This is a genomic window from Tamaricihabitans halophyticus (genome assembly GCF_004340875.1).
Classification (GTDB): domain Bacteria; phylum Actinomycetota; class Actinomycetes; order Mycobacteriales; family Pseudonocardiaceae; genus Tamaricihabitans; species Tamaricihabitans halophyticus.
Window position 1 is genome coordinate 17,097 of record NZ_SLXQ01000005.1, and the last position, 13,536, is coordinate 30,632.

The following is a 13,536-nucleotide window of genomic DNA, read 5'->3' on the forward strand; positions in this document are numbered from 1 at the left end:
GAACCGATACGCGATCAATACCGGGAGTGAGTAACCGATGGATCTTCCAGGTGGAGCGGACGTGCGTAAGGCACGCGAACAGGCCACCGCGGCCGTGCAGGGCGCGATGGAGCAGCTGCGGACCCCGCTGCTAGCCGCGCTCGGCGCGGGCAACCTGGCCAGCCAGGCCGTAGCGGACGTGGTGGCAAAGGCCAAGGAACGCGCGAACGAGGGGACCGAGGCGGCCCGTAAGACGCTGGATGACCTGCCTTCGGATGCCGAGGGGCTACGCGAACGGCTGGACCCGAATGAGCTGCGCAGGCTGATCGAGGACTACACCGACGCCGCGGTGAAGCTGTACAACCGGCTGGCCGAGCAGGGCGAGGAGGCATGGACGAAGCTGTCCGCTCAGCCGCAGGTCAAGCAGGCCCTTGATCAGTTGGAGGAGGCCATCCACACCGCCCAGGGGCGGGTGGAGAACGCGGCCGACGACGCGCGGGATCTGGCTGAGGACGTACTCGGCAAGGTCACCAAGCGCACCCGTTCCGCCGGCGAGAAGACCGCGCGGCGGGTACAGCAGGTGGCCAGCGAGACCGCCGAGAAGGTGGAGGACTTCGGCGACGATATGGCCGAAGAGGCGCGTAGCGTCAGCCGTAAGGCGGCGAACAAGACGGCGCCGCGCGGCACCGGGAGTACCACCAAGAAGGCCAGCGGCGGCAAGTCCACTGGCCAGAGCGCGACGCAGAGCAAGACGAACAACGGTCGCAAGGCCAGTGGTACCGGCACCAAGACCGACTCAACGGACTGATCGGGGCGGTGGTTGGGCCCTGCCCGGCACGCCGTGTGCGCGCCGGGCAGGCCTCCGTGTGGTCCCCGGGGGGTGGCCACACGTAGGCTGGAGGAGTGCCAGAACTCGCTAGGTTGATCGTCTTGGTCATCGACTGGCTCGCCTTGCCGGTCGGCGTATTCGCGTTCGTGAACGCCGCTGTGCAGCGGGCGGACGCCTACACGGCCGCGGATCGGATGACCAAACCCGCCTGGCTGGGCATTACCGGCGGTGGGACCGCGGCGTTGTTGCTGTTCAGCTTTCACAACATCGGCATGATGTTCTGGATCGCTGGCTTGGTCGCGGTGCTCGTGTACATCGTCGACGTGCGGCCCAAGCTGAACGAGGTGCAGCGCGGCCAGCGATGGTGAGCCGCTGACCGCTGGTTAGCCTTGGCGGTATGCGCACCTGGAACATCGCGGGCAGCCTGCGGGTCGTGCCGGCGACCGAGAATCTTGCCCTGCTCGCCGATCCGGTCGGCAAGGCGCTTGCGGATCTCGCGACCGCTGGCGAGGTCGGGGTAGCCGAGATCGACCCGGAGCTTGCCGATACCGCCGAATTCTGCGCGGCCTATTCCTCCCCGCTGACTGCCTCGGCGAACTGCGTGGTGGTCGCCGGTAAGCGAGGCGGTGAACTGCGCTATGCGGCGTGTCTCGTGCTGGCCACGACACGGGCGGATGTGAACGGCGTGGTGCGCAAGCGGCTGGATGTGCGTAAGGCGTCCTTCGCGCCGATGGACACCGCGGTGGAACTGACCGGGATGGCCTACGGCGGGATCACCCCGATCGGGCTGCCGGACGGGTGGCCGATACTGCTGGACAGCGCGGTCGCCGAGGCGCCCGAGCTGGTGATCGGCAGTGGGATCCGGGGTAGCAAACTGCTTGTCACCGGGGCGCAGTTGGCTGAGCTGCCAGGGGCCGAGGTGCTTGACGGGCTAGCCATACCCATCCCTGAGTGATTCCTAGGCGACACTCTGTGACCGCGTTCTTTCAGGTTAGCGCGGTTCAGAAGATGACTGTGCGGTTGCCGTGTACGAGCACCCGGTTTTCCAGGTGCCAGCGGAGCCCGCGGGCGAGCACGATCTTCTCGATGTCGCGTCCCTTGCGGACCATGTCCGGCACGGTGTCGCCGTGTGCGACGCGGATGACGTCCTGCTCGACGATCGGCCCGGCATCCAGATCCGCCGTCACGTAGTGGCAGGTCGCGCCGATCAGCTTCACCCCGCGCAGATGCGCCTGGTGGTACGGCCGCGCACCCATGAACGAGGGCAGGAAGCTGTGGTGGATGTTCAACGCCCGCCCAGCCCAGTGCGCGCATAGCTCCGGCGGGAGTACCTGCATGAACCTCGCCAGCACCACCGCATGCGGATCGTGTTCATCGACCAGTTCGCGCATCCGCTCGAAAGCGCTCGCCTTGGCCTGTGGGGAGCCAGCGGGAAACGGCACATGGTGAAACGGGATGCCATGCGCCTCGGTGATCGGGCCAAGCTCGGCATGATTGCCGATCACCGCGCGCACGTCCACGTCCAGCTCGCCGGCCGCGACCCTGCCAAGGATGTCGTAGAGGCAGTGCGGCTCCTTGGACACCGCGAGCACGACCCGCCTGCGTTGCCCGGTGTCGGCGATTCGCCAGGCTGGCTGGCTGCCGTCCGGGCCGGCGAATCGCGCGGCGACGTCGGCGAAGGCCGTGCGTAGTGCCGGCAGATCGTAGGAAACGGAATCGGCGCGGACCACCTGGCGAGTGAAGAACCAGTTGGTGTCCGGGTCGGTGTGATAAGCGGCTTCCACGATCCAGCCGCCCGCATCGGCCAGGAAGCTGGAGATCGCGGCGACGATGCCGGTCCGGTCCGGGCAACCAAAAGTGATCACATAGCGGCGTTCTTGGCTTGGCACGGACACAGCCTGCCACGAATGTCCCGCATGCGCTGGTGTCAGGGCGCGGACATCGCGTTGAGCAGTGCGGTGTTCCCGGAGCGCAACGCGGTGCTCGGGCGCCCCCACAGCGCTCGGTAGATCGCATCGGCAGAACCAGCCACGGTGGCATCCGGATGCGCGGCCGGCCCCCCAGCCAACCGATCAAGCTCGAGCGGTTGGCCAGCGATCAAGCGGACCAGCCAGGCCTTACCGGCATCCGTGGCATGGACCAGCACTGAGCCGGATGCCGTGCTGCCAGACCAGTCGGCGGTGTCCGGCAGCAGGAAACCAAGCAACTCCTCGACCCCGTCCAGCGCGAACTCGGGACCAACCAATATGGCAGGTGCCTCGCCGGGCTCGGCGCTGCCGCGCGCCGCATGTTCGGCATCCAGCCGGTGGATCGCCGCCTCGTGCGCCTGCCGGCGAGCCCAACCGGCCGCCGTCGGGGCATAACTGGCGAACGGAAACCAGGCCGGGTTGGTTGGCTCCGCGAGCGCGTCGAGCATCCTGGCCAGCCGGTCGTCCCACCAGTCCAGCAGCTCGCCCCATTCGCCAGGCGCGGTGGCGGCCTCCGGTACCGGCCCAGCCGGGTACTCCACCGCGCCAACCACCCAGTCCTGCACCCTGGCGAGGTGCTGGACGAGCCTGCTGACTGTCCATCGAGGACACGTGGGTACCGGTGCACCCGGCCCTGCCGCGATGGCGGCGGCGCGCAGGCCGGCGCAGTGTTCGCGTATCGCGCCAAGGAATTGCCGGTGTTCCATCGTCAGCGACCTTACCGGGGCAGGCCAGCCGTTTTCGCCGTCTCGGTCCTGGTCGCCGAGCGGCCGGCTGCCCTGCGGGCGAGTAGCCACCTGCCAAGTTCGATGAGCAGCGCGATCAGCAAACCGACAGCGAGGCCCAGGATGATCCCGTAAAGCGGATGGTCGGCGAAGGCCGCGCCGCCCAGATAGCCGATCAGCGCGGCATAGGCGGCCCAGATAGTGACACCGGCGGCATCCGCGAGCAGGAACCTGCGAACCGGGTAACGCAGGATCCCCGCGGTGAGCATGGTTGTCACCCGCGCACCCGGTACATACCTACTGGTTGCCACCAGCAGCGGGCCACGGTGCGCGAACTGGTTGGTTGCCCACTGCTGGGTGCGCTGGCCGCGATGCCAACGTTGTAGTCCCCTGAGGACTCGAGGGCCAGCCATCCTGCCGATCAGATAGCCGAGGCAGTCCCCGGCGAACGCGCCAACCGCGCCCACCCCGATCAACAGCACCAGCATGGCTGGATCGCCAAAAGCGAACACGCCAACGGCGATGATGGTCGATTCACTCGGCATGAAGGGCAGCAGCGCGTCCAGCCCGGAAACCAGGAACACCACCACCCACAGCCACGGCGAATCGAGCATGCCGGCCAGCTGTGCGGTGAGATCGTGCAACAGATCAGGCATGCGCCACCTCGCTAGCGGCTGGCGCGCCGAGTGTCAGCGAAGGTAGGCAGGTGAGCTGTGCCCGGGCGGCGAGCTGGCGCCGGTCGGTGTGCGCGGTGCCGTGCAGTGCCGGATGTACCCGCAGTTCGACGGTGACATCCCTGGCCCGCAGTACTCGACGCAGCGAATTCACCAGCGTGTCATCCCCGACGAAGGCGGTAACCGTACTCGGTTCGCCGGCCTGGGCATAGCCAATCGACAGCGGACGCACCGGGGCGCCGGCGTCGATCGCGGCCTGAAATGGTGCCCGCCGGAACGTGCCACCTGGCGCGCGACACCAGGTCGTGCCCTCAGGGAAAACCACGACGGATCGACCGGAGCGCAACGTATCGGCCAGCCGAGCCACGGTTTCCGGCAGCTCGCGCAGCCGGCCCCGGTGATGGAAGAAGGTTCCGGCACGCGTGGCGAGCAAGCCGAGCACCGGCCAGTCACGCACCTCCCGTTTGGCGAGGAACGTCGCGGGCTCGATGGCCAGCAGTACGCAGATATCCAGCCAGGAGATGTGGTTGGCGACCAGCAGGGTGCCGCGGTGTCGCGCGGAGCTCAGCGAGCGGCCGGGGTCCCCAGTGATCCTTAGGCGCACCCCGCTGGCACGTAATACGGCGCAGGCCCACCAGCGCACCAGGCGATCCCTGCGCCGCGTGCTGAGCACGGCCAGGCATGGCGCGAGGAGGCACCCGATCGCCAGAATGCCGGTGAGCGCGAGCCATCGGGTAACCGCACGGCTGGCGGAGACTGGTGGCAGCCGGTGCCGCGCGCATGCCGGTTCGCATGGTGAGTACGGCTCCCAGCTGGTCACCTGGCACCGCCGAGGAAGTAGCGCAGATAGCGTTCCGGAATCCGGTGCATGTCGAGCAGCACGAAGAAATCCGCGACGTGGAAATCCGGATCGTAGGCCGGTGGGCCACATACCGCCGCACCGAGTCGAAGGTAACCGCGCACCAGCGGTGGCAGCTGGCCATAACTCGGCCGCTGGTGCGACGCCAGCGCGGTGGCCGGCTGCCATGGCCGGTAGGGCGTAACGGTGAATCCTTCCGTGGCACGGTGTTTGGCCTCGGCCATCCGCCAGGTCGCGCTCGCCATCGTGCCCCCGTCGGCGAGCGAGGCCGAGGCGCAACCAGCCAGGTAGCGGTACCCGGTACGTGCCATGTACCTGGCCAGTTCTGTCCACAACAGACTAATGACGGCACCGTCGCGGTGCTCGGGATGGACGCAGGAACGCCCGGCTTCCACCAAGTCCGGGCGGATCCGGTCCAGTGCGGACAGCTCGAACTCGTCCGCCGAGTAGAGCCGCGCCGTCCGGCCGGGCGGTAGCAGGCGATAGGTGCCGACCGCGGTGTCCGTCGGGATGTGCCAGACGATCAGATGGTCGCAGTAAGCATCGAACTCGTCGACGTCCACACCAGACTCGGAGCGGATGGTGGCGCCAAAGTCGCGCCGGAACACCTCGTAGCGCAGCCGCTGTACCGCGTGGATCTCAGCCGCGCTTGCCGCGAGGCGGATCTGGTACTCCTCGGTCGGATCGGTCAGGCGCTGGCTTTCTGCGGGTATTGTTTGCGGAGAAGACACGGTGTTGTCTCCTTGCTTCACGGTTGGGAGTGCGCATGCACTGCTGTCTTCCTTCGCGGGGTGTTCGAGTGGCCGCTCGGGCACCCCGCCCAAATCAAGGTCAATTAGCAGACTGGCACTCGCCTGGTAGCGACGCTAGCGAATAGCCGCTATGTCGGGGAAAACTCAGGGAAGCCCCGCATGGAACAATGTGCAGCCGTTAAAGGATCTCCCCGAGCCGCGCGGTCAGGGCGCGACGCTGGACCAGCTGACGGTCAGTTCACCGAGCCGCCAGCGGCGTCGATCGCCAAGGACCGGCCAGCCCCGCTCGGCGAGTAACCGCACGGCTTCCACCCAGCGGGCGCGCGGTCCATACGGCAACTGGTTCGCCGCATGCGCCCAGCAGGTATCCAATGCGGACAGCAGCTCGTGCACCCGTTCACCGGGAGTATTCCGATGAATCAGACATTTCGGCAGTCGCTCGGCTACATCGGACGGTTGGTCGAGATCGTCCGGCCGGCAGGAGATCGTGAACTCTTTGGGGCCGGACTGGTCGAGCAACACCCAGGCGCAGCGCCTGCCTAGCTCGTCACAGGTGCCCTCGACAAGCAGACCACCCGGCGCCAGCCGATCCCGCATGGTTGCCCAGGCGCGCGCACCATCTTCCTCGGAGTACTGCCGGAGCACGTTGAACGCGCGCAGCAGCATCGGCCGAGCGCCGGCAAGTTCGAAGCCGCCCCGCCGAAAATCCAGCCACGGCGGCCGTGCTGACGACTTCGCGGCCGCCACGCGCTCGGCGTCCAGTTCCAGTCCGAGGAAGCGCGCGGCGGGCTGTATCTTGCCAAGCCGGTCAGCCAGCTCGACCGTGGTGACCGGGCTCGACCCATAGCCGAGGTCGACGACCAGCGGCGAAGGTTCGGCGCGGAGCGCGGCAAGCACCGTGCGGTTGCCGGTCAACCAGCGATCCACGCGGCGCAGCCGGTTCGGATTCGTCGTGCCGCGGGTCGGCAAGCCAAGGGCTCGCGCGCGACCAGCGGCCAGTCGCGGGGTACGGGCCACTCAGGTCAACTCGCGCTGTTCAGCCACTTCTCGGTGAATTCGAGCTCCGCGATCAGCAGCCTGGTGACCTGCTCGGCGACCGTGCGCTCCAGCTTGGCGCCGACGATCGGGATACCCACCTTCACTTCGCCCTCGGTGTCCAGCTCGCTGCCCGATGCATGCCCGCGCAGGCGCATCCTGGCGTGAATCTCACCCGGCATGCCGGGGATGGACGCCTCAATCGTGTTCGCATACTGCTCGGCGCCACTGATCCAGCGTTCCTTGCGGTCCACAACCAGATCGCCGCCGAGTAGCGAGCGGGCCGCCGAGGGCAGCTTCTCCGCCGGCACCCCATGCCGGATGTGATAGTTACCCGAGTCGTCGTATTCGAGCAGGGCGGCGTTGTCCCCGCCAAGCGCGGTCAGCCGCGCTTTGAGGTAATCCTCGGCGGTAAGTACGGAAAACACCACCGAAGGCGACTGATCCAGCCGCGTCCGATGCTCGATGCGGGATGCCATAGCGGTGAGGTTACCGTTAGCGGTTGTGACCAGCGCTGGGACAGGTACCGAGGTACGCGCCGAGCAGGAACTGCGCGACTACACGACGTTACGATTGGGTGGTCCAGCCGCCCGGTTCGTATCCGCGGCAAGCGCCGACGAGCTGGTGCACGCGGTGCGCGCGGCGGACGCGGCCGGCGATGCGCTGCTGCTGCTCGGCGGTGGCTCCAATCTGGTGATCGCCGACGAGGGTTTCCCCGGCACGGTGGTCCGCATCGCCAACCGCGGCTGGTCCATCGAAGGCGACCTGCTCACCGCGGAGGCCGGCCAGGACTGGGACGAGCTGGTTGCCGCGCTCGTCGCGGATGGCTATGGCGGGCTGGAATGCCTTGCCGGCATTCCCGGACTCGTCGGGGCCACTCCGGTGCAGAACGTGGGCGCCTATGGGGTGGAGGTATCCAGCAGCCTGCATTCGGTCGATTTGCTCGAGCGTGCGAGCGGCGAGCTGCGCACCGTGCCGGCGGCCGAACTCGGCCTCGCGTACCGGACGAGTGTGCTCAAGGGCACCGACCGGGCGGTGGTCCTGCGGGTACGGCTGCGGATAGCCACGGACGGCCAGTCCGCGCCGATCCAGTACGCCGAACTGGCTCGTACGCTCGGTGTCTCGCCTGGTGCGCGGGTGCCGGCCGAACGTGCCAGGGAAGCCGTACTTGGCCTGCGCCGGAGCAAGGGCATGGTGCTCGACCCCGCCGATCAGGACACCTGGAGCGCGGGTTCGTTTTTCACCAACCCGATCGTGCCGGATGCGGAACTGGCCGGGGTGCTCGAGCGGATTGCCGGCGCGGTCGGTGCCGAGACAACGGTGCCGCGCTGGCCGGCGGATGGCGGCGCGAAGCTGTCCGCGGCCTGGCTGATCGAACGCGCCGGCTTCGGCAAGGGTTATCCCGGGCCGGGCGGCAGGGTTTCGCTGTCTACAAAGCACACCCTGGCGCTGACCAACAGGGGGACGGCGCGCACGGCGGATCTGCTCACCCTCGCCGGTGAGGTGCGGGATGGCGTGTTCGCCGCGTTTGGGGTGGTTTTGCGGCCAGAACCGCTGCTCATTGGCTGTGCACTGTAGAGCACCGCGCGTCGAGGAGTACCGTCGTTGCCGGGGAAGCGGGCCAACCTCGGCCCGCGCCACACGTCCATCGGAGGACGAGTGGATGGGGAAACAACGCGGAGGTACCCGGTGCGGAGAAGTCGTACTCGGATGGCCGGCACGGCGCTGGCGCTGCTCGCGGTCGTTGGGCTGGCCGCCTGTTCCACCGGCGCCGAAGGCGGGGCGGAACAGGATGCGCCGCCGGTGGCCAAGGTCAGCGCCAGTGTCGAGGCCAAGGCCAAGGACGTGCCCGTTCGCGAGCCGATCACGATCCAGGCCAAGCAGGGCGAACTCACCGAGGCGAAACTGACCAACGAGCAGGGCAAGGAGGTCGAGGGCGAGCTCGCCGCGGACAAGGCCAGCTGGACCAGTTCCGAACCACTGGGCTACGGCACGACCTACGAGTACACCGCGAAGGCCAAGGGCAACGACGGTAAGGCCGTGCCGCTGGAGGGCAGCTTCAGCACGATCGAGCCGTCCAGCGTGGTACGCGCGACACTGAATCCCACCGACGATCAGACCGTCGGAGTCGCGATGCCGATCAGCGTGAAGTTCGAGCAGCCGATTGAGGACAAGGCGGCCGCGGAGAAGGCACTGACGGTGGAGACCTCCAACGATGTCGAGGGCTCCTGGGCATGGCTGCACGACCAGCAGGTTGACTGGCGGCCGAAGGAGTACTGGCCGGAGCACACCAAGGTGAACGTGTCCGCCAAGTTGTATGGCGTGAACTACGGCGGCGGCGCCTACGGCAAGACCGATGTGACCACCAAGTTCGAGATCGGCCGCAACCAGGTGGTGAAAATCAACACCCCGGACCACGAGATGAAGGTCTTCGAGGACGGCAACCAGGTCACCAGCTATCCGGCGAGCAATGGCAAGGACGCCGATCCGAACCTGAACACCCCGAACGGCACATTTATCGTGATGGCCAAGGAAGAGGTCGGAAACTTCTCCAATCCGCAGTACGGCTACACCGACGTCATGAAGAAGTGGGCCGTCCGGTTCTCCAATCACGGTGAGTTCATTCACGAGAACGAGGAGAACGCGGCGAATATCGGCGTCGCGAACACCTCGCATGGCTGCGTGAACCTGTTCGAAGCAGACGCGAACGAGTACTTCCACGGCGCGTTGATTGGTGATCCTGTCGAGGTCACCGGCTCGCAGACGACGATGGAAGCCAAGTACGAGGTGTACGACTGGTTGATCCCGTGGGAGCAATGGCAGACGATGTCGGAGTTGTAAGCCGACCGGCCGCGATCGAGGTGATCAGCGGAGCGGGCGGAGTAGACCGACATGGTGCCGGCGCGCGGGAGGATGCACAGCTTGCCATCGAATGGGTTGACGCTGCGCTACATCACGAGTGCGGACGGCACGCGGCTTGCCGTCCGCGAGGCAGCGCCGGCTGAGCCGATCGCTGCCGCCGCGCCACCAATCGTGTTGGTGCACGGCTGGGCACAGGACGCCGCCGTCTGGCTGGATCAGCTGATGGACCCGGTGCTGACCAGCCGGCATCGAGTGCTCGCGGTCGAGTTGCGCGGGCACGGTGAATCGGCCGTACCAACCGATGGCTACCGCGATTCGGCGACCTGGGCTGGTGATATCCGCGCGGTGCTTGCCGAGGTCGGCACGCCCTCGGTACTCGTCGGCTGGTCCTTCGGTGGCCTGGTGCTCACCGATTACGTGCGGGCGTTCGGGAACGCGGACATCGCGGGGCTGGTGTTGGCCGGCGCGCTGACCGAGATAGGCCGCGGGCGCCCCGGCGGGCGGGTTGGCGCAGCGATGCGGGCAGCGCTGCCCGCGGTACTGGATGCCGATCCGGCGGTGGCCGTGCCCGCACTGCACGCTCTGATCACCGCGATGCCCGCGAGCCCGCTGCCCGGTGCACGGCTACAGCGGATGCTGGCCGCCAGCCTGCGGGTGCGTCCCGAGGTGCGTGCGGCGCTGTTCGACCGTGCGGTGGACAGCGCGGATGTGCTTGCCGAGGTGGCCGTACCGACGCTCGTGCTGCATGGCACCGAGGACGCCGTGGTCGATCCGCGGGCGGCGGAGTACGCCCTCGGGAAGATTTCGGGTGCCCGGGCGCGTTGGTTCGAAGGCGTGGGTCATCTGCCGTTCGCGGAACGCGTGCGGGAGTTCAACGATGCACTCGCCGCGTTCGCGGCCGACCCGAGCTGAGCTGGGTGTGAAACCTGCAGAAAGGGTGGTGCGCGTCGTGCGCGATCGTCCGGTGCCGCTGTACCAACCGCGACGCGTGGCAGTGCTCTCGCTGCACACCTCACCGCTCGAACAACCAGGTACCGGCGATGCCGGCGGGATGAACGTGTACATCTCGCAGACGGCACGCCGGCTTGCCGCGCGGGGCACCAGCGTCGAGGTGTTCACCAGGGCAACCTCCTCGGAGCAACCGCCGGTGCAGGAACTGGCGCCCGGTGTGCTGGTGCGGCATGTGCAAGCCGGACCGTTCGAGGGGCTTGGGCGTGCCGAGCTGCCCGGCCTGCTCTGCGCCTTCGCCGCTGGCGTGCAGCGCGCCGAAGCGCGGCACGAGCCCGGCTACTACGACCTGGTGCACTCGCATTACTGGCTTTCCGGACAGGTCGGTTGGCTGGCCAGTGAACGTTGGGGCGTGCCGCTGGTGCATACCGCGCATACGCTTGCGCGGGTGAAGAACGCCGCGCTGGCCGAGGGGGACACCCCGGAGCCGCGGTTGCGTGAGCTTGGCGAGCAGCAGATCGTCGACGAGGCCGCGCGGTTGACCGCGAATACTCCGGTGGAGGCCGAGCAGTTGATCGAGTTGTACGGCGCGGGCACCGAGCAGGTCGATGTGGTGCGGCCAGGGGTGGATCTCGAGCGGTATACGCCGGGTTCGCGTGCCGAATCCCGCGCGGAACTTGGCTTACCTGCCGATGCGGTGGTGCTCGGGTTCGTCGGTCGGATTCAGCCGTTGAAGGCACCCGATGTGTTGCTGCGCGCGGCCGCTGAGTTACTCGCCGGGGGCGGCGTGGACCGGGCGAAACTACGGGTCCTGGTGGTCGGTGGCCCATCGGGTTCGGGCCTCGCGCAGCCGACCAACTTGCAGGAGCTTGCCGCCAAACTGGGTATCCAGGATGTGGTCTCGTTCCTGCCGCCCCAGTCGAGTGAGCAACTGGCGCACGTCTATCGCGCGGCCGACGTGATCGCGGTGCCCAGTCACAACGAGTCGTTCGGGCTGGTCGCGCTCGAGGCGCAGGCCTGCGCGACACCGGTGGTCGCCGCCGATGTGGGCGGGTTGCCGGTCGCGGTGGCCGATGGCACCTCGGGTCTGCTTGTTTCCGGGCATGAGCCGGCGCGCTGGGCGAGCGCGTTGCGGCGGGTGATCGAACATCGGCCGCGGTTCGTCGCGAACGCCGCTGGCCATGCCGCGCGGTTTTCCTGGGAGCGCACCACCGATGCGCTGCTCGAGGCATACACCAGGGCGGCCCGCCGGTTTGGCCGTGGCTCGGCGCGGGCGGGGATCGCGGTATGAGCCCGCATATCGAGGAGCTTGACGCGACCATCCGGTCCACTCTGGACGAACGCGAGCTTGCCTACGAGAACCCGGAGACCGGGCGGTTTTTCGTTACGCTGCCCGGAACCAAGAAACTGCGCACGAACTGCTGGCTGATCGTCAGCAGGCATGCCTTCGTGATCGAGGCGTTCGTATGCCGGCGGCCGGACGAGGCACACGAAGATGTCTACCGGTTTCTGTTGCGGCGCAACGCAAAGCTGTACGGCGTGCACTACACGGTCGATGAAGTTGGGGATATCTACCTGCTGGGTCGGCTGCCGCACGCCGCGATCCGCCCGGACGAACTCGACCGGCTACTCGGTCAGGTGCTCGAGTCGGCCGACGGCGATTTCAACACGCTGCTGGAGATTGGCTTCGCCGGTTCGATCAAACGGGAGTGGGACTGGCGAGTTTCGCGCGGGGAATCCTTGGCAAACCTGCAACCTTTCCGGCATCTGGTGCGGCCGAGAAACGATGACGGCCCCGGTGTTGCCGATTCGTGATCCAACCGAATAGCTCCCTCCGTCCGTCTTTCGAGTGATAGCCGGAAGAGACGGGTAGCACCGCGTGCTCGCGCGGTAGAGGGGATATTCGATGCGAGTCCTGAAGCTGGCGCTGGTCACCGGGTTGTTGGGGGCGCTTGTCGGGTGCTCCACGGCCTCGGATGAGGCCGCCACCGGGCAACAAGCCGATTCCGGTGCGATGGAACAGCGCGGGTCAGCTCCGCAGACCGGAAGCCGTGCGGAGTCCTCGGCCGAGACTGATCGCGGTGCGGACGGCGGTGACCGGGAGGAGGGTGGATCGATCGCTATCCCCCAGCCGGACCGGCAGCTGGTCCGGACCGCGAACCTGGACCTGACCAGCTCGAACGTGGGCAGTGTGGTGCGGCACGCGCAGGACATCACCAGCGAGGCCGATGGCTATGTGAGCGAGGAGTCCTCGTCGCGGGACAGTGCGCGGCTAACCCTGCGGGTGCCGGCCGAAGAGCTGGATGACGTGCTCGGCCAGCTGGGGCGGGTCGGCAAGGTAGACAGCAAACGGGTGCGCACGGAAGACGTGACCGAAGAGGTTGTCGATCTGCGTAGCAGGGTGGCCACGCAGCGCGCCAGCGTACAGCGGGTGCGGGAGCTGCTGGAGCGCGCGGAGTCGGTATCCGAGGTCGTTTCCGTGGAAAGCGAGCTGACCAGTAGGGAAGCCGAGCTGGAGTCGATGCTCAGCCGGCAGCAGGAACTGTCCGGCCAGGTTTCGTTGTCGACAGTGCATCTCACCGTGCGCGGCACCGATGTGCCGGCGGACGAGGACGACGCAGGCTTTCTCGGTGGGCTCGCGGGTGGCTGGCGGGCATTTACCGGAGCGCTCGGTGCTGCCGCAACCGGATTGGGTGCCGCGCTGCCATTCCTGCTGTTGATCGGGGTGCCGGCGGTAGTCGCCTGGCGGGTGATCCTGGCGCCGCGGCGTCGGCGGGCTGGGCAGCAGGCTCCGGCGGAGGCCTCGGATTAGTTGACTATGGCAGCGGGACGGCTCGAGGGAGGGGGGAGTCGCGAAACTCGAGCCGCCCCGCACACCAAACCCGCTATTGGCGGCTCCTTCGGCG

General features: G+C 67.6%; 16 protein-coding genes. 9 read left to right on the top strand and 7 right to left on the bottom strand.

The window, feature by feature from the left end:
- The first annotated feature begins 37 nt into the window (after positions 1-37).
- From EV191_RS13640 to EV191_RS13650, 3 genes are all read left to right on the top strand, one after another.
- Complete coding sequence (locus tag EV191_RS13640; RefSeq protein ID WP_132877420.1) at positions 38-787, top strand: hypothetical protein; 750 nt, start codon at positions 38-40, stop codon at positions 785-787.
- A gap of 95 nt (positions 788-882) precedes the next feature.
- A complete protein-coding gene (locus tag EV191_RS13645) occupies positions 883-1,176 on the top strand; it encodes a DUF2516 family protein (protein ID WP_132877421.1) in 294 nt (97 codons plus the stop codon).
- Positions 1,177-1,205: 29 nt separating this feature from the next.
- Positions 1,206-1,763: a YbaK/EbsC family protein gene (locus EV191_RS13650; protein ID WP_132877422.1), complete on the top strand. Its 558-nt coding sequence runs from the start codon at positions 1,206-1,208 to the stop codon at positions 1,761-1,763.
- Between the two features lie 46 nt (positions 1,764-1,809).
- On the opposite strand, the gene purU is transcribed toward EV191_RS13650, so the two are convergent.
- From purU to EV191_RS13685, 7 genes are all read right to left on the bottom strand, one after another.
- Positions 1,810-2,697, bottom strand: coding sequence for a formyltetrahydrofolate deformylase (gene purU, locus EV191_RS13655; RefSeq protein WP_132877423.1), 888 nt, complete (start codon positions 2,695-2,697; stop codon positions 1,810-1,812).
- A gap of 38 nt (positions 2,698-2,735) precedes the next feature.
- A complete protein-coding gene (locus EV191_RS13660) occupies positions 2,736-3,482 on the bottom strand; it encodes a maleylpyruvate isomerase N-terminal domain-containing protein (RefSeq protein WP_132877424.1) in 747 nt (248 codons plus the stop codon).
- 11 nt (positions 3,483-3,493) lie between these two features.
- On the bottom strand, positions 3,494-4,156 hold the full coding sequence (locus tag EV191_RS13665; RefSeq protein WP_132877425.1) for a DedA family protein: 663 nt from the start codon (positions 4,154-4,156) through the stop codon (positions 3,494-3,496).
- Positions 4,149-4,994 carry a lysophospholipid acyltransferase family protein gene (locus tag EV191_RS13670; protein WP_243658949.1) on the bottom strand — a complete coding sequence of 282 codons (846 nt, stop codon included), beginning with the start codon at positions 4,992-4,994 and terminating at the stop codon, positions 4,149-4,151. Before EV191_RS13670 ends, EV191_RS13665 begins: the two co-directional genes overlap by 8 nt.
- On the bottom strand, positions 4,991-5,764 hold the full coding sequence (locus tag EV191_RS13675) for a GNAT family N-acetyltransferase (RefSeq protein ID WP_243658950.1): 774 nt from the start codon (positions 5,762-5,764) through the stop codon (positions 4,991-4,993). The genes EV191_RS13670 and EV191_RS13675 overlap by 4 nt, the downstream gene beginning before the upstream one ends.
- A 225-nt stretch (positions 5,765-5,989) precedes the next feature.
- A complete protein-coding gene (locus EV191_RS13680; RefSeq protein ID WP_132877427.1) occupies positions 5,990-6,802 on the bottom strand; it encodes a class I SAM-dependent methyltransferase in 813 nt (270 codons plus the stop codon).
- Between the two features lie 5 nt (positions 6,803-6,807).
- Positions 6,808-7,299 carry a DUF2505 domain-containing protein gene (locus tag EV191_RS13685; RefSeq protein WP_132877428.1) on the bottom strand — a complete coding sequence of 164 codons (492 nt, stop codon included), beginning with the start codon at positions 7,297-7,299 and terminating at the stop codon, positions 6,808-6,810.
- A gap of 25 nt (positions 7,300-7,324) precedes the next feature.
- Between EV191_RS13685 and EV191_RS13690 the strand changes: the two genes are divergently transcribed.
- The 6 genes from EV191_RS13690 (at position 7,325) to EV191_RS13715 (ending at position 13,442) form a co-directional block, all read left to right on the top strand.
- Complete coding sequence (locus EV191_RS13690) at positions 7,325-8,398, top strand: UDP-N-acetylmuramate dehydrogenase (RefSeq protein WP_243658951.1); 1,074 nt, start codon at positions 7,325-7,327, stop codon at positions 8,396-8,398.
- A 132-nt stretch (positions 8,399-8,530) separates the two neighbouring features.
- Positions 8,531-9,661, top strand: coding sequence for a L,D-transpeptidase (locus EV191_RS13695; protein WP_132877694.1), 1,131 nt, complete (start codon positions 8,531-8,533; stop codon positions 9,659-9,661).
- 81 nt (positions 9,662-9,742) lie between these two features.
- Entirely contained in the window at positions 9,743-10,594 is an 852-nt protein-coding gene (locus EV191_RS13700) for an alpha/beta fold hydrolase (protein WP_243658952.1), read from the top strand.
- Positions 10,595-10,631: 37 nt separating this feature from the next.
- On the top strand, positions 10,632-11,921 hold the full coding sequence (gene mshA / locus EV191_RS13705; protein ID WP_243658953.1) for a D-inositol-3-phosphate glycosyltransferase: 1,290 nt from the start codon (positions 10,632-10,634) through the stop codon (positions 11,919-11,921).
- Positions 11,918-12,445, top strand: a complete 528-nt coding sequence (locus EV191_RS13710; protein ID WP_132877432.1) for a type III secretion system chaperone family protein — start codon at positions 11,918-11,920, stop codon at positions 12,443-12,445. The genes mshA and EV191_RS13710 overlap by 4 nt, the downstream gene beginning before the upstream one ends.
- 91 nt (positions 12,446-12,536) lie before the next feature.
- Positions 12,537-13,442: a DUF4349 domain-containing protein gene (locus EV191_RS13715; protein WP_132877433.1), complete on the top strand. Its 906-nt coding sequence runs from the start codon at positions 12,537-12,539 to the stop codon at positions 13,440-13,442.
- Positions 13,443-13,536: the final 94 nt, after the last annotated feature.